This is a genomic window from Blautia sp. CAG:237, from assembly GCF_000436615.1.
Taxonomy (GTDB): domain Bacteria; phylum Bacillota; class Clostridia; order Lachnospirales; family Lachnospiraceae; genus Blautia_A; species Blautia_A intestinihominis.
Genome location: NZ_FR886740.1, coordinates 48,835 through 66,490 on the forward strand (window position 1 = coordinate 48,835; position 17,656 = coordinate 66,490).

Here is a 17,656-nt window from a genome sequence, read left to right on the forward strand (position 1 = left end):
CCGATCATCGGAATGGGCGGAATCGCAACAGCAGAGGATGCACTGGAATTTATCATGGCAGGTGCGACAGCAGTATCTGTGGGAACTGCAAACTTCTTCAATCCGTATGCGACTGTTGAGATTGCAGAGGGGATTGAGAAATTTATGGAAGCACAGCATGTGGAGGATATCCACGAGCTCATCGGAGCAGTAAAATAAAAAGTATCAAAGCATAGTAATAAGTAAATGTAAGATCACAAAATGGCAGGAAAGAGCACAGTGCTTTTTCTTGCTTTTTGTGGGAGAGGAGTAAAAGTGGAAAAAAATCGAACAAATGACATGACAACAGGGAATCCGATCAAACTGATCATTATGTTTATGATCCCGATGTTCCTGGGAAATATTTTTCAGCAGTTTTATAACATTGTGGATTCGATCGTTGCCGGACAGTTTATCGGTGTAGATGCACTTGCAGCGATCGGAAGTACCGGTTCGCTGATGTTCTTTGTGACCGGATGGCTGAATGGCCTCAGCAGTGGATTCGGAATCATTGTGGCACAGATGTTTGGAGCTAAGAAATATGATGATATGAGACATTTCGTAGCGATGTCCATCTATCTGATGTTTGGATTTGCGGCAGCGATGACGGTTGGATTCCTGGTATTCAATGTACCGATCCTGAAACTGATGAATTCACCGGCAGATCTGATGGGGGATGTCGCAGGATATATGGGGATCATCTACGCAGGACTTCTTGTGACAGCGGCATATAATACACTTGCGGCGTTCCTGCGTGCGCTGGGTGATTCCAAATCCCCGTTGTATTTCCTGATCATTTCCGCAGGAATCAATGTGATCCTTGATGTTGTCCTGATCCGTTTTGTGGGAATGGGCGTAGAAGGCTGCGCGTATGCAACTGTGATCGCGCAGGGAGTCTCGGCAGTCTGCTGTCTGGTTTATATCAAGAAAAAATATCCGATCCTTCATCTGGAGAAGAAAAACTTTGAATTGCGCAAAGGCAGCATGAGTAAGCTTCTGATCCTTGGAATCCCGATGGGACTTCAGTTTTCTATCACAGCGATCGGAACCATTATCGTACAGAGTGCGGTAAATGTTTACGGGGCTACCCACATGGCAGGATTTTCTGCGGCAGGAAAGATCCAGAATGTCATCGGCATGGTGGCTGTTTCCATGGGTGCGACGATCGCGACTTATGTCGGACAGAATCGTGGAGCAGACCGTATGGACCGCGTAAAACAGGGTGTGAGATATTCCTGCATCATGCTTCTTGTCTGGAGCGTGATCCAGATGATTCTTGTGTATTTCGGAGGAAAATATTTCACCTACCTGTTTATCAATCCGTCCGAGACAGAGGTGATCCAGGTGTCTGTGACTTATTTCCACACGGTATTCTGGGCGTATCCATTCCTGGACATGATCTTCGTATTCCGAAATGCCCTGCAGGGAATGGGATACGGACTTGTTCCGATGCTCGGAGGTGTTTTTGAACTGGTCGCAAGAACCCTGATCGTTGTATTAGTCGCAGGCCATACAACTTTTGCCGGAGTCTGCCTCGCAGACCCGGCAGCATGGATCGCAGCACTGATCCCGCTGATTCCGTATTATTTTTATACTATGAAAAAATACAGCACAAAGGCAGAGTAGGCAGCGTAAAATCAAAAATCAGGCAGATTTATTTATAGACAAATACCAGGTTTTATGTGACAATAAACTTATCAGATTATTTTGAAGATAAGGAGGGTTTTATGAAAGGGAAAAGAATATTTGTATTTGTGCTTCTGGCACTGTGCATCTGTTTTCTGCCGGCGAGAAATACGGAAGCGGCAGTGAGTTACAGAAATCAATTTGTAAAGGCACAGAATGGAAATATCAGTTATTTTAATTCCAAAGGTGTAAAAGCGAAAGGAATAATAACTGTAAAGGGCAGGAAATATTATATGGATTCAAGAGGAATCCTGCGTACTGGATGGCGTAAGGTCGGACAGAAATATTATTTCTTCGGACAGATAAATGGCGGGGCTGGTTACATGAGAACTTCTGCCAGAATTAACGGGATTCAGATAAGAAAGGATGGCAGCGCATCTTATAACAGGACACAGCTTCAGAAATTGAATCTTATGGTCAGGGCAAACCAGATCGTAGATGGAATTACCAATAACAGAATGACAAAACCACAGAAATTAAGAGCATGTTTCCGCTATATTGTAAATTATAATTATGGAGACGGTGGAGATTTTGCCGGAGGTTCAAACTGGGATATTTACTATGGCAGCAGGGTGCTTAGCAGAAGAAGAGGTGACTGCTTCGGATTTGGATGTGCATTTGCATACCTGGCTGATGCAGTAGGGTATACATCATATGCAGTTTCATCTGGTGGACATGGATGGGCAGAAGTAAACGGGAGAGTTTATGATGCAAACTGGGCAAAAGCAACCGGCAGGATCGACTGGTATTGTGGAATGGACTACAATCTCAGCGGCAGAGGTGGTCGCCCGAATTACAAACCAAACAGAGTATATGTGAAACGTATCTGATCAGGCGGCAGTGAATGGAGTAAACAGTTTGTTATTTGAACAAAAGTATGATAAAATAAAATGACATTCAACAATTGATAAGTATGAACAGTTAATATGGAGGAATGAATCATGGAAGCATACAAGCAGGAATTTATTGAATTTATGGTAGACAGCCATGTACTGAAATTTGGAGAATTCACACTCAAGAGCGGAAGAAAGTCTCCGTTTTTTATGAACGCAGGTGCATATGTGACAGGTTCTCAGCTTAAGAAACTCGGAGAATACTATGCAAAAGCGATCCATGACAAATACGGTGATGACTTTGATGTGCTGTTCGGACCGGCTTACAAGGGAATTCCGCTCAGCGTAGTAACAGCGATCGCTTTCAGCGAATTATACGGTAAAGAGATCCGCTACTGCTCTGACCGTAAGGAAGAGAAGGATCACGGCGCAGATAAGGGAAGCTTCCTTGGAAGCAAACTTCAGGACGGCGACCGTGTTGTAATGATCGAGGACGTAACAACTTCCGGTAAATCCATGGAAGAAACTGTTCCGAAGGTAAGAGGAGCAGCAAACGTAGAGATCATCGGACTCATGGTATCTCTTGACCGTATGGAAGTCGGCAAGGGCGGCGTGAAGTGTGCACTCGAAGAAGTTCATGATCTGTACGGATTTGAGACAAATGCCATCGTAACAATGGAAGAAGTCATCGAACATCTCTATAATAAAGAATACAAAGGAGAGATCATCATCAACGACGACCTCAAGAAAGCAATCGATGCATATTACGCACAGTACGGCGCAAAATAAAAGAGTCTGCTGTCAGAAGGATATTCAGGAGGAATGAAGTTGAACGAAAAAATCTACAAAACAATGGCGAGAACAGGAGGCTGCAGCGTTGCAGTCGGGATCGTCACTCTTGTTACCGGAGTTGCCGCAGGAATCCTCATGATCGTCAGCGGCGCACGCCTTCTCAAAAGAAAAGGCGACATTTTGATCTAAGAACCGGAGGCGGTATAAGGTTAGGATAATATAATATGTCAAAAAACAGTGCAAAGCGCAGGATTAAACATCTGGGGACTATGCTGTTTGTCTTATACATTCTGCTGCTGATCTATTTCCTTTTCTTTTCAGAGGAATATGGAAGGGTCGCAGCAGAAGAAAGAGTATACCGGTACAACCTGATCCCGTTCGTGGAGATCAGGCGGTTCTGGACCTACAGAGAGCAGCTCGGGGTGTTTGCGGTTGTTACAAATCTGTTCGGGAATGTGATTGGATTTGTTCCCTACGGATTTATTCTTCCGGTCATAGCAAGGAAGTGCCGCAGCGGATTTTTTATCATTTTGTCAGGATTCGGACTCAGCCTCGTCGTGGAGACGATCCAGCTTATTACGAAGGTCGGATGTTTCGATGTGGATGATCTGATCCTGAACACACTGGGAGCGGCACTGGGGTATCTGGCTTTTGCCGTTTGTAATTACCTGAGGAGAAAACGTTATGGCAAGAAGATATAGATATGCGATCATAAAGAAAAAGGAACCAGGTAAGGGGAAGCTGTCAGTGGGGCTGGCGATTGCTTCCCTCCTTCTGTTTGTAGCGGCAGTGGCCGTGGCTTATATAGCACAGGGGAAATTTGGTTTTATCGTAGGCGGGCTCTGTCTGTTTGCAGTGCTGCTTTCTGCTTACGGCTTTGTGATGGGACTTATGAGCTTTTCTGATGAAGAGTGCATGCATCGGACCAGCGTTGTGGGATCGATCCTGAACGGAGTGATCACAGTAGGATGGCTGGTCTTTTTTTTGATGGGAGTATAAGAGATGGATATGGAACGTTTACAGAAACAGATGGATTTTATCGTTGAGGTGGACAAAGTAAAGCAGATCATCCGGCAGACCTATCTGTCAGATGCAAGTCGTAAGGAAGACGATGCAGAACATTCCTGGCATCTGGCACTGATGGCAGTTCTTCTCAGCGAATATTCCAACGAGGAAGTAGACCTTAAGAAAGTTGTACCGATGGTGCTGATCCACGATCTGGTTGAGATCGATGCGGGCGACACCTACGCATATGATGAAGCAGGCGCGCAGACTAAAGTGGAACGGGAAACAAAGGCGGCAGACCGCATTTTTGGAATGCTTCCGGAAGATCAGGGCAGATGGTTCCGGGACCTCTGGGACGAATTTGAGACATATGAGAGTGCAGACGCCAAATTTGCACACGTGCTTGATAACTGCCAGCCGCTTCTTCTGAACGATGCTTCCAATGGCAGAAGCTGGGCAGAACACGGTGTCCGCAAAAGCCAGATCTACAAACGAAATGAGCATACTTCAGAAGGTTCCAGGGAAATCTGGAAGTATATGCAGAAATTAATAGACAAACATGTCGAACTCGGACATGTGATCGATAAATAAGAAACAGAAAGGAAGACGAATTTGGACGAATTACTGATGGAACGTTATCATCTGGCAAAAGACCGGATCAGTGAGATCTGTATAGAAAAGACAGCACAGCCAGATTTTGAGGACTTTTTCAAAAAGACAGCCGCTTTTTTGACAAAGACGGCGGCTATTCTCGAGAGAGAAAAGGAAGAACTGACAGAAGAAGAACTCGCACAGGAAAACAGAGAACTCTACGAAGAACTTTTTCCGGAAAACTATGGGACCTGCTATGGAAATCCTTCCTACGCAGCAGTGAAACTGGGCGAATACGGCAAGGCGTTTTGTTTCCTGTATGCAGAACTCCGCGGTACGATCGCATATGCATATGAGAAAAAATGGTGGGATTATACCATCGCTGCAGAGCTTTTTCTGGAAATCTATGCTGCCTTTGAGGACAGCGAACTTCCGGCAGTGAAGACCGTGGAGGATATTCTACGCTCCTATGTGAATGACTACTGCCAGGATCTGATGGAACAGAGAATCGCGGAGGCCGTTGACCCACAACTCGATTTTGCAGTCCGTATTATCATGGATTCTGATCTTTCAGATCTTAAATATCTCTACGCTTATGGAGAATATGTTTCTGCAAATGAGAGAGGTGTGGCAGAATTTCTGAACAGCCTTTCCCAGGAACAGATCGACAGCATGGCAGAAACCTATACAGAAGGATATCGCATCGGCTTTATCAACGGAAGAAAAGACATTACCAGGAAAAAAACAGTCAACATCCGCTATAATCTCGGATTTGAGAGAATGGTAAGATCTGCGATCCTGAAATTCCGTGCAATGGGACTGGAACCTGTCATCTACCGTCATGCGACACATGTAGTCAACAAGCGGGGAAATGCAAGAATCGGCTTTACCGGCGGCGTTGCAAACCCGCAGTATGAGTATGATCACAGGCAGGACCAGGCACTTTTCCTCGACAGTGATTTTGTACAGCGGAAACTGCGCTCCATGCAGAATGCTTACGAGAATTATAAGGAACTGGCAGCAGTACACGGCGGTCCGGCATGCATTGAGACTTTTGGAGAGGAACCGTTTGCACCGGAGACCAAGGCTGAGGCGTGGACACTTTCCGAGACACAGCAGAAGCAGCAGGTGGAACTTGACAATGAATCCGGACAGATCGTCAACCGCTATATCAAGGGAGATGAGAGAAGCTTCACGATCATTGCTTATCCGATTCCTGAGATCGGAGAGAAGTTCCCGGAGATCTTTGCAGAGATCGTCAAGATCAACACTCTGGATTACAAATTATATGAGCGGATCCAGCAGACGATCATTGAGACTCTGGACACCTGCCAGTGGGTAGAAGTCAAGGGACGCGGCGACAATGAGACGGACCTTATCATCCACCTGCATGATCTCGAAGATGTGAAGAAGCAGACGAATTTCGAAAACTGTGTAGCGGATGTGAACATTCCGGTAGGAGAAGTATTTACATCTCCGGTACTTGCAGGAACAGGCGGAATCCTTCATGTCAAGAAAGTATATTTAAATGGTCTGCAGTTCCGTGATCTCAAACTGGTATTTGACTGCGGACAGGTCATCGATTATACCTGCTCAAACTTTGAGACAGAAGAAGAGAACCGCGCGTATATCGAGGACAATATCCTGTTCCATCACGCCAAGATCCCGATGGGTGAATTTGCGATCGGTACCAACACGACAGCCTACGTTGCTGCTGAGAAATACGGCATCGCGGACAAACTTCCGATCCTGATTGCAGAAAAGATGGGACCGCATTTTGCAGTGGGCGACACCTGCTACAGCTGGGCAGAAGATACTCCGGTATTTAACCCGGACGGAAGAGAGATTATTGCCCGCGACAACGAGATCTCCGCGCTGCGTAAAGAAGATATCAGCATGGCATATTATGGCTGCCACACCGATATTACCATTCCATATGAGGAACTTGGAAATATCAGCGTGATCGACGAAGAAGGCGAAAGCACTCCGATCATCGAGAACGGATGTTTTGTACTTCCTGGTACAGAAGAACTCAATAAACCTTTTGAAGAGTAAACTTTATATACAAAAAGAGTTTGCGTATCTAAATATTTCTTTTCCGGAATTATGTTGACACAAATTTAGAATCTTAGTAGAATCAACCTGGGATAGAAAAAAAGGAGGCCACCAATGAAAAAAGTTGGAATTGTAATGGGAAGCGACTCAGATATGCCGGTTATGAGCAAAGCGGCAGCAATTCTTGACAAGCTGGGCGTTGAGTACGAAATGAAGATCATCTCTGCACACAGAGAACCGGACGTGTTCTTTGAATATGCAAGAAGTGCAGAAGAAAGAGGATTCAAAGTAATTATTGCAGGTGCAGGAATGGCAGCACATCTTCCGGGAATGTGCGCAGCGATTTTCCCGATGCCTGTGATCGGTATTCCAATGCATACCACTTCTCTGGGAGGACGTGATTCACTGTATTCTATCGTACAGATGCCATCCGGAATCCCGGTTGCAACAGTTGCAATCAACGGAGGGGCAAATGCAGGACTGCTGGCAGCCAAGATACTGGCTACTTCAGATCCGGAACTTCTTGAGAAACTGAAAGCATACAGCCAGGAACTGAAGGAACAGGTAGAAGCAAAGGATGCCCGCCTTCAGGAAGTTGGATATCAGGCTTATTAAATATACGGCCACGAAAACCAAGTGGCATAATATTAAAATCTTAAGAAAGGAAAAGCTATTTTAGATGAAGACCTATAACAATAGGTGTGTACCGATGGCTTGTCGGGAATTTACGACTGTGGAGTGTACAGGAACTTGTAAGTAGTGAATTATTTGATAATCACAAAAGCATACACGGTGAAGCAGTAACTACAAATCGTGAGAGTGTAGCTATTCATCTAAGCATATACTTGTTGGTATATGTTTTAGCAGCAGGAACTATGGATTACAAGAACGCAGGTGTTGATATCGAAGCAGGCTACAAGTCAGTTGAACTGATGAAGAAACATATCGCAAAAACCATGAGACCGGAGGTACTGGGAGGAATCGGCGGATTTTCCGGAGCTTTTTCCATGAGCGCATTTAAGAACATGGAGGAACCTACACTGGTATCCGGTACAGACGGATGCGGAACCAAGGTAAAACTTGCCATGATCATGGACAAACATGATACCATAGGAATCGATGCAGTTGCCATGTGTGTAAATGACATTGCATGTGCAGGCGCAGAGCCGCTGTTTTTCCTGGATTACATTGCATGCGGTAAGAACTATCCGGAGAAGATCGCTGAGATTGTAAGCGGCGTGGCAGAGGGCTGTGTACAGTCTGGTGCGGCACTGATCGGTGGAGAGACAGCAGAGCATCCTGGACTTATGCCGGAAGATGAGTACGATCTTGCCGGATTTGCAGTAGGTGTGATCGACAAGAAGGATCTTCTCACAGGAGAAGAACTGAATCCTGGAGATGTGCTGATCGGTATGGCTTCTACCGGTGTCCACAGCAACGGATTCTCTCTTGTCCGCAAAGTATTCGAGATGACAAGAGAATCTCTTGACACTTACTATGATGAACTGGGAACAACACTTGGTGAAGCACTGATCGCTCCGACCAGGATTTATGTCAAAGCACTCAAGAGCATCCGCGATGCAGGCGTGAGAATCCATGCATGCAGCCATATCACAGGCGGCGGCTTCTACGAAAATATTCCGCGTATGCTCAAAGAAGGCACACATGCAGTTGTAGAGAGGGACAGCTATCCGGTTCTTCCAATTTTTAAACTTCTTGCAAAAAAAGGTAACATCGAAGAGAAAATGATGTATAATACATTTAACATGGGTCTTGGAATGGTCCTCGCAGTAGCTCCTGAGGATGTAGACAAGACGATGGAAGCAATCCGCAAAGAAGGAGATACTCCTTATGTAGTAGGCCGCATTGAGGCTGGCGAAAAGGGAGTGACCTTATGTTAAAACTGGGTGTTCTGGTATCCGGAGGCGGTACAAATCTCCAGGCGATCATGGACGCAATCGATGCAGGTGTGATCACCAATGCAGAGGTTGGTCTCGTGATCAGCAACAACAAGGGTGCGTATGCCCTCAAGAGAGCGGAGAACAAGGGAATCCCTGCCAGATGCATTTCTCCGAAGGACTATGCAGACAGAAAAGAATTTCATAAGGCACTTCTGGCAGAGCTTCAGGAGAACCAGGTAGATCTTGTTGTGCTTGCCGGATTTCTGGTGGCAGTGCCGTCGATGATCGTGGAAGCATATCCAAATCGGATCATCAATATCCATCCGTCACTGATCCCGTCTTTTTGTGGAACAGGATATTATGGACTTCATGTCCATGAAGGTGTCCTTTCCAGAGGCGTCAGGGTGACCGGTGCGACGGTTCATTTTGTAGATACGGGTACAGATACCGGTCCTATCATTCTTCAGAAGGCGGTAGAGGTACACCAGGGAGATACCCCGGAAGTACTTCAGAGACGTGTTATGGAAGAGGCTGAATGGAAGATACTGCCGGCTGCGATCGATCTGATCGCCAATGGCAAAGTATCCGTACAGGACGGTAAAGTTATCATCAATAATTGATTTTCTGCAGAGGAGCGAAAGATATGAAAGTATTAATTGTTGGAAGCGGCGGAAGAGAACATGCAATTGCCTGGAGCGTGGCCAAGAGCCCGAAGGTAGACAAGATCTACTGCGCACCGGGAAATGCAGGAATTTCTGAATATGCGGAGTGTGTAGACATCGGAGCAATGGAATTTGAGAAACTTGCTGATTTTGCAGAGAAGAATTCTGTTGATCTTACAATTATCGGAATGGATGACCCACTGGTTGGCGGTGTTGTCGATGTGTTCGAGGCACGCGGACTCAAGGTGTTCGGACCTCGCAAGAACGCAGCGATCCTGGAGGGATCCAAGGCATTTTCCAAAGACCTCATGAAAAAATATGGAATTCCGACAGCGGGATACGAAAACTTTGACGATCCACAGAAAGCACTGGATTATTTACATACACAGGTCAAATTCCCGATCGTGCTCAAGGCAGACGGGCTTGCACTCGGTAAGGGTGTTCTGATCTGCAATACTCTGGAAGAAGCAGAAGCCGGAGTTAAGGAGATCATGGAGGACAAGAAGTTCGGCAGTGCAGGAAATACAATGGTCATCGAGGAATTTATGACAGGACGTGAAGTGTCTGTCCTTTCCTTTGTGGATGGCAAGACGATCCGTCCGATGACATCCGCACAGGATCATAAGCGTGCCAAAGACGGAGATCAGGGACTGAACACAGGCGGTATGGGTACTTTTTCACCGAGCCCGTTTTATACAGAGGAAGTGGATAAGTTCTGTAAGGAGCATATCTACCAGGCAACGGTTGATGCGATGGCAGCAGAGGGACGTCCATTTACAGGAATCATTTTCTTTGGACTGATGCTGACAGCCGACGGACCGAAGGTCCTGGAGTACAATGCACGTTTTGGTGACCCGGAAGCACAGGTTGTTCTTCCGAGAATGAAGACAGACATCATCGAAGTGATGGAAGCTTGCGTAAATGGAACTCTGGATCAGGTAGATCTTGAGTTTGAGGATAATGCAGCTGTCTGTGTCGTTCTGGCAAGTGATGGATATCCGGTAAAATACGAAAAAGGAATTCCAATGCATGGATTTGAGAACTTCAAGGACAAAGAAGGCTATTACTGCTTCCATGCAGGAACCAAATTCAAGGATGGCGAGATCGTTACCAACGGCGGCCGTGTCCTTGGAATCACTGCAACTGGAAAGGATCTTAAGGAAGCCCGTAAGAATGCTTACGAGGCAACAGACTGGATCCAGTTTGCAAATAAATATATGCGCCACGACATAGGAAAGGCTATTGACGAGGCCTGAAAGGACAAAATATGGGAACAAGTGTAGAAGAAACAATTAAGGAAATTCAGGGAAGGGAGAATATTTTTGTAGCATACTCTCAGACTACGAAGCTTCCTTATGTAACCTGTGGGGAAGAATCATTCAACGACCAGGCATGGTTTTTCACAGAGGAAGAAGCAATCAAAGAATTTGGCAAAAAGAAAATCGAAGAAAAAGTTCTCCTTATGGGAATGCGTTACGAAAAGAAAGATTTCCCTAAGATGTACGGTCTGTTATTCTCTATCGGTGTAAACACGATCATGTGGAATGATGGCGGTGAGCAGATGGAGATCGATCTTGAAAGAATCGTAAGAAAGCCGGATCTCAGCAAAGTAGAGCCGCAGAAGCGTCCGCTGATCAATCCGACACTGCAGCTTTCCGGAATCTACTTCATGCAGGAACTTCGCCGTCCGGTACCTCAGGAAGAGCACAAGAACTTAAGAGCACTGGAAGAAGAAGTGATCGTAAACTTAAGAAAATCAGATTTTCTTGTTGCAATGCAGCGCAAGGGAGATGAGCCGGACAAGATAAACATTCCTTACCTCAAGAACAAAGAAGGTAAGATCCTTCAGCCGGTATTCTCCGATGTTATGGAATTTGAGAAATTCGCAAAAGGAAAGAAACTTCGTATTGCCAAAGTACCATTTAACAAACTTCCAAATATCCTGATCGAGCAGGCAGAATCACTGGTTATCAACCCTATGGGATTCAATCTTGTTCTCAACAGAGACCAGCTCAAAAAAATAATTGGTTAAAAATATAAGCATAAGAAACAGGCAGTCTTCGGGCTGTCTGTTTTTTATATCTTTTTACGCGGGGATTAGACAGGATAAACTTTATAAAATTATACTTGCAAAATCCAGATTATGTGCTACCATATGTATAACATGATGTTATTATGAAAGATAAGGGGCTGAGGATTATGGTCATTGAAATAGACTTTAACAGTGATGAGGCTATTTATGTGCAGTTGATGAATCAGATCATCATGGGAATTGCCACATCCAGGCTTCAGGAGGGAGATCCGCTTCCTTCTGTGCGACAGCTTGCAGATACCATCGGCATTAATATGCATACTGTGAACAAGGCATATTCCCTGCTTCGGCAGGAAGGCTTTGTAACGATCGACCGCCGCCGTGGCGCGATCATTGCGATTGATGTGGACAAGATGAAGGCACTGGAAGAAATGAAACAGAATCTCATGGTAGCCCTCGCAAGAGGATACTGCAAAAATATTTCCAGAGCAGAAGTTCACGATCTGATCGATGAGATTTTTGACGAATATGGAATAGAATAGCATAAAAAGAGGAGGCAGGAATGCAGGAGAAATTTACCAGACAGGCAAAGGCAGCACTGAAACTTGCGGAAAGTACAGCCCGGTCCTGGAAACATTCATATATTGGGACAGAACATATACTGGTAGGACTTCTTGATGAACAGGAAGGAACTGCAGGTAAGATTTTGGAAGAATTTGGCGTAGACAGGGAAAAACTGGAATCCCTGATCACGAAATTGATCGCACCATCCGGAGTGCCTGTAGCAGAAAAATCCGCCGGCTACAGTCCAAGAGCACAGAAAGTCAGAGAACAGGCAGTCAAAGAAGCTGAGAAGCAGAAGGAAGATCTGGCAGGAACAGAGCATCTGCTTTTGGCAATGCTCAAGGAGACAGACTGTGTAGGAACCAGACTTCTGTATACCATGGGTGTAAATATCCAGAAATTATACAGCGCAGTTCTCGCGGCAGCAGGGATTGATACAAATGCAATTCCGGAAGAATTACAGATGCCAAAGAACCAGAAGGGAAAACAGGGATCCACAACACCGACGCTGGATCAGTACAGCCGTGATCTGACGGCAATGGCAGCAGATGGAAACCTGGATCCGGTAGTAGGCAGGGACAAAGAGATTGCCCGCCTGATCCAGATATTAAGCAGAAGAACAAAAAACAACCCATGTCTGGTAGGTGAGCCAGGCGTCGGAAAGACTGCAATCGTAGAAGGGCTTGCACAGAGGATCATTTCCAGCATGGTTCCGGAGTCTGTCAAAAACAAGAGAGTCGTAGTCCTTGATCTGTCCGGAATGGTGGCAGGAAGCAAATATCGTGGAGAATTCGAGGAAAGAATCCGAAATGTGATCAATGAAGTACGCAGCAATCAGGGAATTCTTCTTTTTATTGATGAGCTGCATACGATCATTGGCGCGGGCGGTGCAGAGGGAGCATTGGATGCTTCCAACATTCTGAAACCATCTCTTTCCAGAGGCGAGATCCAGCTGATCGGAGCAACGACCCTGGAGGAATACAGGAAATACATTGAGAAAGATGCCGCTCTGGAGAGACGTTTCCAGCCAGTGACAGTAGAAGAACCGTCAGAGGAAGAAACCATCGAGATCCTTAAGGGACTGCGCCCGTATTATGAGAAGCATCATGGCGTGGTGATCGAGGACAGTGCACTTGAAGCAGCAGTAAAAATGTCCGAACGTTACATCAATGACCGTTTTCTGCCGGATAAGGCCATCGATATTATCGACGAGGCAGCTTCCAAAGTACGTCTCGGCGGCTACCGCATGGCACCGGAAGTAGATGCCATGGAACTGGAACTCCACGAGATCCAGAAAGATAAGGAAAAAGCTGTCAAGCAGGCAGATCTTTCCCTGGCAAAAGAACTTCAGGCGCGCCAGCGTGAAATAGAAACAGAAATTTCCAAATATAAAGAAAAAGAAGAACGCAGAAACAAAAGAAAGAAAATATCTGTGACAGAGGCATCTGTGGCAGACATCATTTCCGACTGGACCAAGATCCCGGTACAGCGTCTTACAGAGGGTGAAACGAAACGTCTTGCACGTCTTGAGAAAGAACTTCATAAACGTGTGATCGGTCAGGAAGAAGCAGTAAAGGCAGTCGCACAGGCAGTCAAACGAGGCCGTGTCGGTCTCAAAGATCCAAACCGCCCGATCGGTTCCTTCCTTTTCCTTGGACCTACCGGTGTAGGTAAGACCGAACTTTCCAAAGCGCTGGCAGAGGCCGTATTTGGAAGTGAGCAGGCAATGATCCGTGTTGATATGTCTGAGTACATGGAGAAACACAGCGTATCCAAACTGATCGGATCACCTCCGGGATATGTAGGATACGATGAGGGCGGGCAGCTCAGCGAAAAAGTACGCAGAAATCCATACAGTGTGCTTCTGTTTGATGAGATTGAAAAGGCACATCCGGATGTGTTTAATATTCTTCTTCAGGTTCTGGATGATGGACATATCACAGATGCACATGGACGAAAAGTGGACTTCAAGCAGACGATCATCATTATGACATCCAATGCTGGTGCGCAGGCGATCATTGAGCCGAAGAAGCTTGGCTTCCTTTCCAACAATGATGAGAAGCAGGATTATGAACGCATGAAATCTGGTGTTATGGAAGAAGTCCGCCGTCTGTTCAAACCGGAGTTTTTGAACCGTATTGACGAGATCATGGTATTCCATCCACTGAACAAGACACACATCAAAAAGATTGTCAACATCATGCTCAAAACACTGGAAAAACGCTGTAAAGAACAGCTTGATATCCAGCTTAAGATCACAGAATCTGTCAGGGATTTCCTTGCAGAAGCAGGTTTTGACAGCAAATATGGGGCCAGACCATTAAGAAGAGCTATCCAGACAAAACTGGAAGATCCGATGGCAAATGCACTTCTCGAAGGAACCATCAAAAGAGGAGATACCGTCCGGATCCAGCTTCATCAGAAAGAGATCCGTTTTACTCCACTTTCAGAAGATGAGAAGAAACCAAAATCTAAAAAAGCTATAAAATCTTAAACAGGATACTGGTCAAAAAAAGTGGTCAATGTTATAATAAAAAGACACTAAGGAGCAATCCACAGGTGTCGAAAACACAACAGAAAAGTCTTAGGGAGGACATTGGTTATGGCAGTAGTAAAGGAACTGATCCGTACAGAAGAGAATCAGAGCATCAGCTTTGGCAATTATGAATTGCCACAGAAATCCAAGGTATCAGATTTCGCACATCAGGGAGATATGTACAAGGTAAAAACATTCAAAGAGATCACCAAACTCGAGAGAAATGGCATGTTTGTATATGAATCCGTACCGGGAACTGCTGTATTTTCTCTGAAACAGGACGGCTCCAGCATGAGTTTTGACGTAGAAGGAACTGAGGATGCACAGATCACCGTAGAGATGGAAGCAGATACAGAATATGATATCTCCATCGATGGCGCAGATGCAGGCAAAATGAAAACAAACCTTGGCGGTAAGCTTTCTTTCAGTGCAGAACTGGGAGGCGACAAAGCCGTACATGTTGAGATCAAAAAATGCTAAAAAATAAAAAGACTGTTTATTTTTGTCAGGAATGCGGATATGAATCCTCCAAATGGATGGGACAGTGTCCGGGCTGTAAGGCATGGAATACTTTCGTAGAGGAGACGGTTTCCACGAAGAAATCTTCTTCATCCGGTAGCAGTTCCTTTCAGAATCCGGGGAAGCGTCCGGAACCAGTTCGTCTGAAGGACATTTCACTGTCAGAGGATGAACGGCGGCTGACAAAGATTGGCGAGCTTGACAGAGTGCTCGGGGGCGGGATCGTCCCCGGCTCTCTTGTTTTAGTGGGTGGAGATCCGGGAATCGGAAAATCCACCCTTCTTTTACAGGTGTGCCGGAATCTTGCACTATCAGGAAGCAATGTACTGTATATTTCAGGAGAGGAATCCCTGCGCCAGATCAAGCTCCGCGCAGAACGAATCGGAGAATTTAATGAGAAGCTGCAGCTTCTGTGTGAGACAAATCTGGAAACGATCCGCGAAGTGATCGAGAGCAAGAAGCCGGATACCGTTGTGATCGATTCCATACAGACTATGTTTCATGAGGATATCAGTTCTGCACCGGGAAGTGTTTCTCAGGTAAGAGAGTCCACCAATATCCTGATGCAGATTGCCAAGGGACAGGGCGTATCGATCTTTATCGTAGGTCATGTGACCAAAGAAGGAAACGTGGCAGGTCCCCGTGTGCTGGAGCATATGGTAGATACCGTGCTTTACTTTGAGGGAGACAGACATGCTTCCTATCGGATCCTGCGTGCAGTCAAGAACCGTTTCGGTTCTACCAATGAGATCGGTGTATTCGAAATGCGAAGCACAGGACTTGAGGAAGTTAAGAATCCGTCAGAATTTATGCTGAATGGAAAGCCCAGCGACACTTCCGGGTCGATCGTGGCATGTTCTATGGAAGGAACACGGCCGATCCTGGTGGAGATACAGGCATTGGTATGCCAGAGCAATTTCGGAATTCCGAGAAGAACAGCAGTGGGAACAGACTTTAACAGAGTAAACCTTCTGATGGCAGTTCTGGAGAAAAAAGTCGGCATCCATCTGGCAGCCTGCGATGCCTATGTCAATATTGCAGGTGGAATGAAGATGACAGAGCCGGCGATCGATCTCGGGATTTCACTGGCAGTCGTTTCAAGCTGTAAGGATATCGTCATACCGGATTCTGTGATCGCATTTGGCGAAATTGGTCTGAGTGGAGAAGTGCGTGCTGTGAGCATGGCAGGACAGCGTGTCGCAGAAGCGAAGAAACTCGGTTTTGAAACAGTGATCCTGCCGGAAGTATGCAGGTCAGCTACAGAGAAGATCAAAGGGATCAAACTGGTATACGTTTCCTGGATTCAGGATGCGATACGTTTTATCATGCAGAAATAAAGTTGCTGTGAACAGTAACGAAATAAATACCAAGGGGGAAAAGATGAAGGCAGTTGTATTTGATATGGATGGAGTTATTTTTGACTCAGAGACGCTTGTGTTCCGTATGTGGAAGGTTGTGGCAGAGAAATATGGAGTCGCAGATATAGAGGAAACCTGCAGGGCATGCCTGGGAATCAATGCTACAGTGACCAGAGAAATTTTTTTCGAGCGTTATGGACAGGATTTTCCATATGACAAATACAAAAAAGAAATGTCAGATCTTTTCCACGCAAATGCAGCAGGAGGGAAGCTTCCGAAGAAACCGGGGATCCGGGAACTCTTGGAATATCTCCGCAGAGAAAATATAAAGACAGCGGTAGCTTCCTCCACAAGAAGAGATCTTGTGACGAGAGAACTCGAGGAAGGAGGCTTGCTTTCCTATTTCGATGAGATCGTATGCGGGGATATGGTCAGTCGGAGCAAACCGGAGCCAGACATCTATCTGGAAGCCTGCAGACGCCTTCAGGAGCGGCCTGAGGACTGCTATGCGATCGAGGACTCCTACAATGGAATAAGATCCGCCAAAAGAGCCGGAATGCACCCGATCATGGTGCCGGATCAGGCAGCTCCAACAGAAGAAATGGAGGAGCTGGCAGACAGCATCTTACCTTCTTTACATGAAGTTCAGCAGTACATCGACAAAAATTGCAAAAAAATCTAAAAAAGGTGTTGACAGATTGGTTTTATAGTGGTATTCTAACTGAGCTGTCACGAAGAATTGTTTCTTCTGAATAAACAACTTGAACAATTTTAAAAGTTTTGAAAAATGCGAAAAAAGTTGTTGACAAGGAAATGAAGATGTGATAGAGTAGACAAGTCGCCTGAGAGCGACGCGCAAACATCATAAAAGCTTCGGAAAGAAAATGAAAAAAGTACTTGACAAGCGCTGATGAATGTGATAATCTAGATGAGCTGTCGCAAGAGAGCAAAACAAAAGAACCTTGATAACTAAACAGTGAAACACATACGATTCTCGAAAATTCTTAATGAATAGATTCGAAAGAATGAACTTTTTATAACAGTAAAACGGGAAGATAGCCAAGTGTTGTCTGACCGGAATCAAACATTTTATCAGAGAGTTTG

The 17,656-nt window shown here is 45.6% G+C and carries 18 protein-coding genes and 1 pseudogene; all 19 read left to right on the forward strand.

What is annotated here, in order from left to right; translation table 11 throughout:
• Positions 1-198 (forward strand): annotated as a pseudogene (locus QZL69_RS08115) (dihydroorotate dehydrogenase); the annotation flags it as partial.
• Between the two features lie 120 nt (positions 199-318).
• Positions 319-1,644, forward strand: coding sequence for an MATE family efflux transporter (locus QZL69_RS08120; protein ID WP_291518985.1), 1,326 nt, complete (start codon positions 319-321; stop codon positions 1,642-1,644).
• Positions 1,645-1,745: 101 nt separating this feature from the next.
• Positions 1,746-2,534 carry a hypothetical protein gene (locus tag QZL69_RS08125; protein WP_022214718.1) on the forward strand — a complete coding sequence of 263 codons (789 nt, stop codon included), beginning with the start codon at positions 1,746-1,748 and terminating at the stop codon, positions 2,532-2,534.
• Positions 2,535-2,645: 111 nt separating this feature from the next.
• Complete coding sequence (gene pyrE / locus QZL69_RS08130) at positions 2,646-3,326, forward strand: orotate phosphoribosyltransferase (RefSeq protein ID WP_022214719.1); 681 nt, start codon at positions 2,646-2,648, stop codon at positions 3,324-3,326.
• A gap of 39 nt (positions 3,327-3,365) precedes the next feature.
• Complete coding sequence (locus QZL69_RS08135) at positions 3,366-3,518, forward strand: hypothetical protein (RefSeq protein WP_173905107.1); 153 nt, start codon at positions 3,366-3,368, stop codon at positions 3,516-3,518.
• A 35-nt stretch (positions 3,519-3,553) separates the two neighbouring features.
• The gene (locus QZL69_RS08140; RefSeq protein WP_022214721.1) at positions 3,554-4,030 is read left to right on the forward strand and encodes a VanZ family protein; all 477 of its coding nucleotides are present in this window, start codon (positions 3,554-3,556) and stop codon (positions 4,028-4,030) included.
• Positions 4,014-4,328: a DUF6142 family protein gene (locus tag QZL69_RS08145; protein ID WP_022214722.1), complete on the forward strand. Its 315-nt coding sequence runs from the start codon at positions 4,014-4,016 to the stop codon at positions 4,326-4,328. The genes QZL69_RS08140 and QZL69_RS08145 overlap by 17 nt, the downstream gene beginning before the upstream one ends.
• Before the next feature lie 9 nt (positions 4,329-4,337).
• Positions 4,338-4,925, forward strand: coding sequence for an HD domain-containing protein (locus QZL69_RS08150; RefSeq protein WP_291518977.1), 588 nt, complete (start codon positions 4,338-4,340; stop codon positions 4,923-4,925).
• Between the two features lie 36 nt (positions 4,926-4,961).
• A complete protein-coding gene (locus QZL69_RS08155; RefSeq protein ID WP_022214724.1) occupies positions 4,962-6,980 on the forward strand; it encodes an aminopeptidase in 2,019 nt (672 codons plus the stop codon).
• Between the two features lie 114 nt (positions 6,981-7,094).
• Complete coding sequence (gene purE, locus QZL69_RS08160) at positions 7,095-7,595, forward strand: 5-(carboxyamino)imidazole ribonucleotide mutase (RefSeq protein ID WP_022214725.1); 501 nt, start codon at positions 7,095-7,097, stop codon at positions 7,593-7,595.
• 260 nt (positions 7,596-7,855) lie between these two features.
• Positions 7,856-8,881: a phosphoribosylformylglycinamidine cyclo-ligase gene (gene purM, locus QZL69_RS08165; RefSeq protein WP_022214726.1), complete on the forward strand. Its 1,026-nt coding sequence runs from the start codon at positions 7,856-7,858 to the stop codon at positions 8,879-8,881.
• Positions 8,875-9,501 (forward strand): phosphoribosylglycinamide formyltransferase, encoded by a 627-nt coding sequence (gene purN, locus QZL69_RS08170; protein ID WP_022214727.1) that lies wholly within the window; start codon positions 8,875-8,877, stop codon positions 9,499-9,501. The genes purM and purN overlap by 7 nt, the downstream gene beginning before the upstream one ends.
• A gap of 23 nt (positions 9,502-9,524) precedes the next feature.
• Complete coding sequence (gene purD / locus QZL69_RS08175) at positions 9,525-10,799, forward strand: phosphoribosylamine--glycine ligase (RefSeq protein WP_022214728.1); 1,275 nt, start codon at positions 9,525-9,527, stop codon at positions 10,797-10,799.
• Positions 10,800-10,810: 11 nt separating this feature from the next.
• Complete coding sequence (locus QZL69_RS08180) at positions 10,811-11,575, forward strand: SseB family protein (protein WP_022214729.1); 765 nt, start codon at positions 10,811-10,813, stop codon at positions 11,573-11,575.
• Positions 11,576-11,742: 167 nt separating this feature from the next.
• Positions 11,743-12,117: a GntR family transcriptional regulator gene (locus QZL69_RS08185; RefSeq protein ID WP_022214730.1), complete on the forward strand. Its 375-nt coding sequence runs from the start codon at positions 11,743-11,745 to the stop codon at positions 12,115-12,117.
• A 20-nt stretch (positions 12,118-12,137) separates the two neighbouring features.
• Positions 12,138-14,633: an ATP-dependent Clp protease ATP-binding subunit gene (locus tag QZL69_RS08190; RefSeq protein ID WP_022214731.1), complete on the forward strand. Its 2,496-nt coding sequence runs from the start codon at positions 12,138-12,140 to the stop codon at positions 14,631-14,633.
• Positions 14,634-14,741: 108 nt separating this feature from the next.
• A complete protein-coding gene (locus QZL69_RS08195; protein ID WP_022214732.1) occupies positions 14,742-15,155 on the forward strand; it encodes a hypothetical protein in 414 nt (137 codons plus the stop codon).
• Positions 15,149-16,531 carry a DNA repair protein RadA gene (gene radA / locus QZL69_RS08200; protein ID WP_022214733.1) on the forward strand — a complete coding sequence of 461 codons (1,383 nt, stop codon included), beginning with the start codon at positions 15,149-15,151 and terminating at the stop codon, positions 16,529-16,531. Before QZL69_RS08195 ends, radA begins: the two co-directional genes overlap by 7 nt.
• Before the next feature lie 43 nt (positions 16,532-16,574).
• Positions 16,575-17,234: an HAD family hydrolase gene (locus QZL69_RS08205; RefSeq protein WP_022214734.1), complete on the forward strand. Its 660-nt coding sequence runs from the start codon at positions 16,575-16,577 to the stop codon at positions 17,232-17,234.
• The last annotated feature ends 422 nt before the right edge of the window (positions 17,235-17,656 follow it).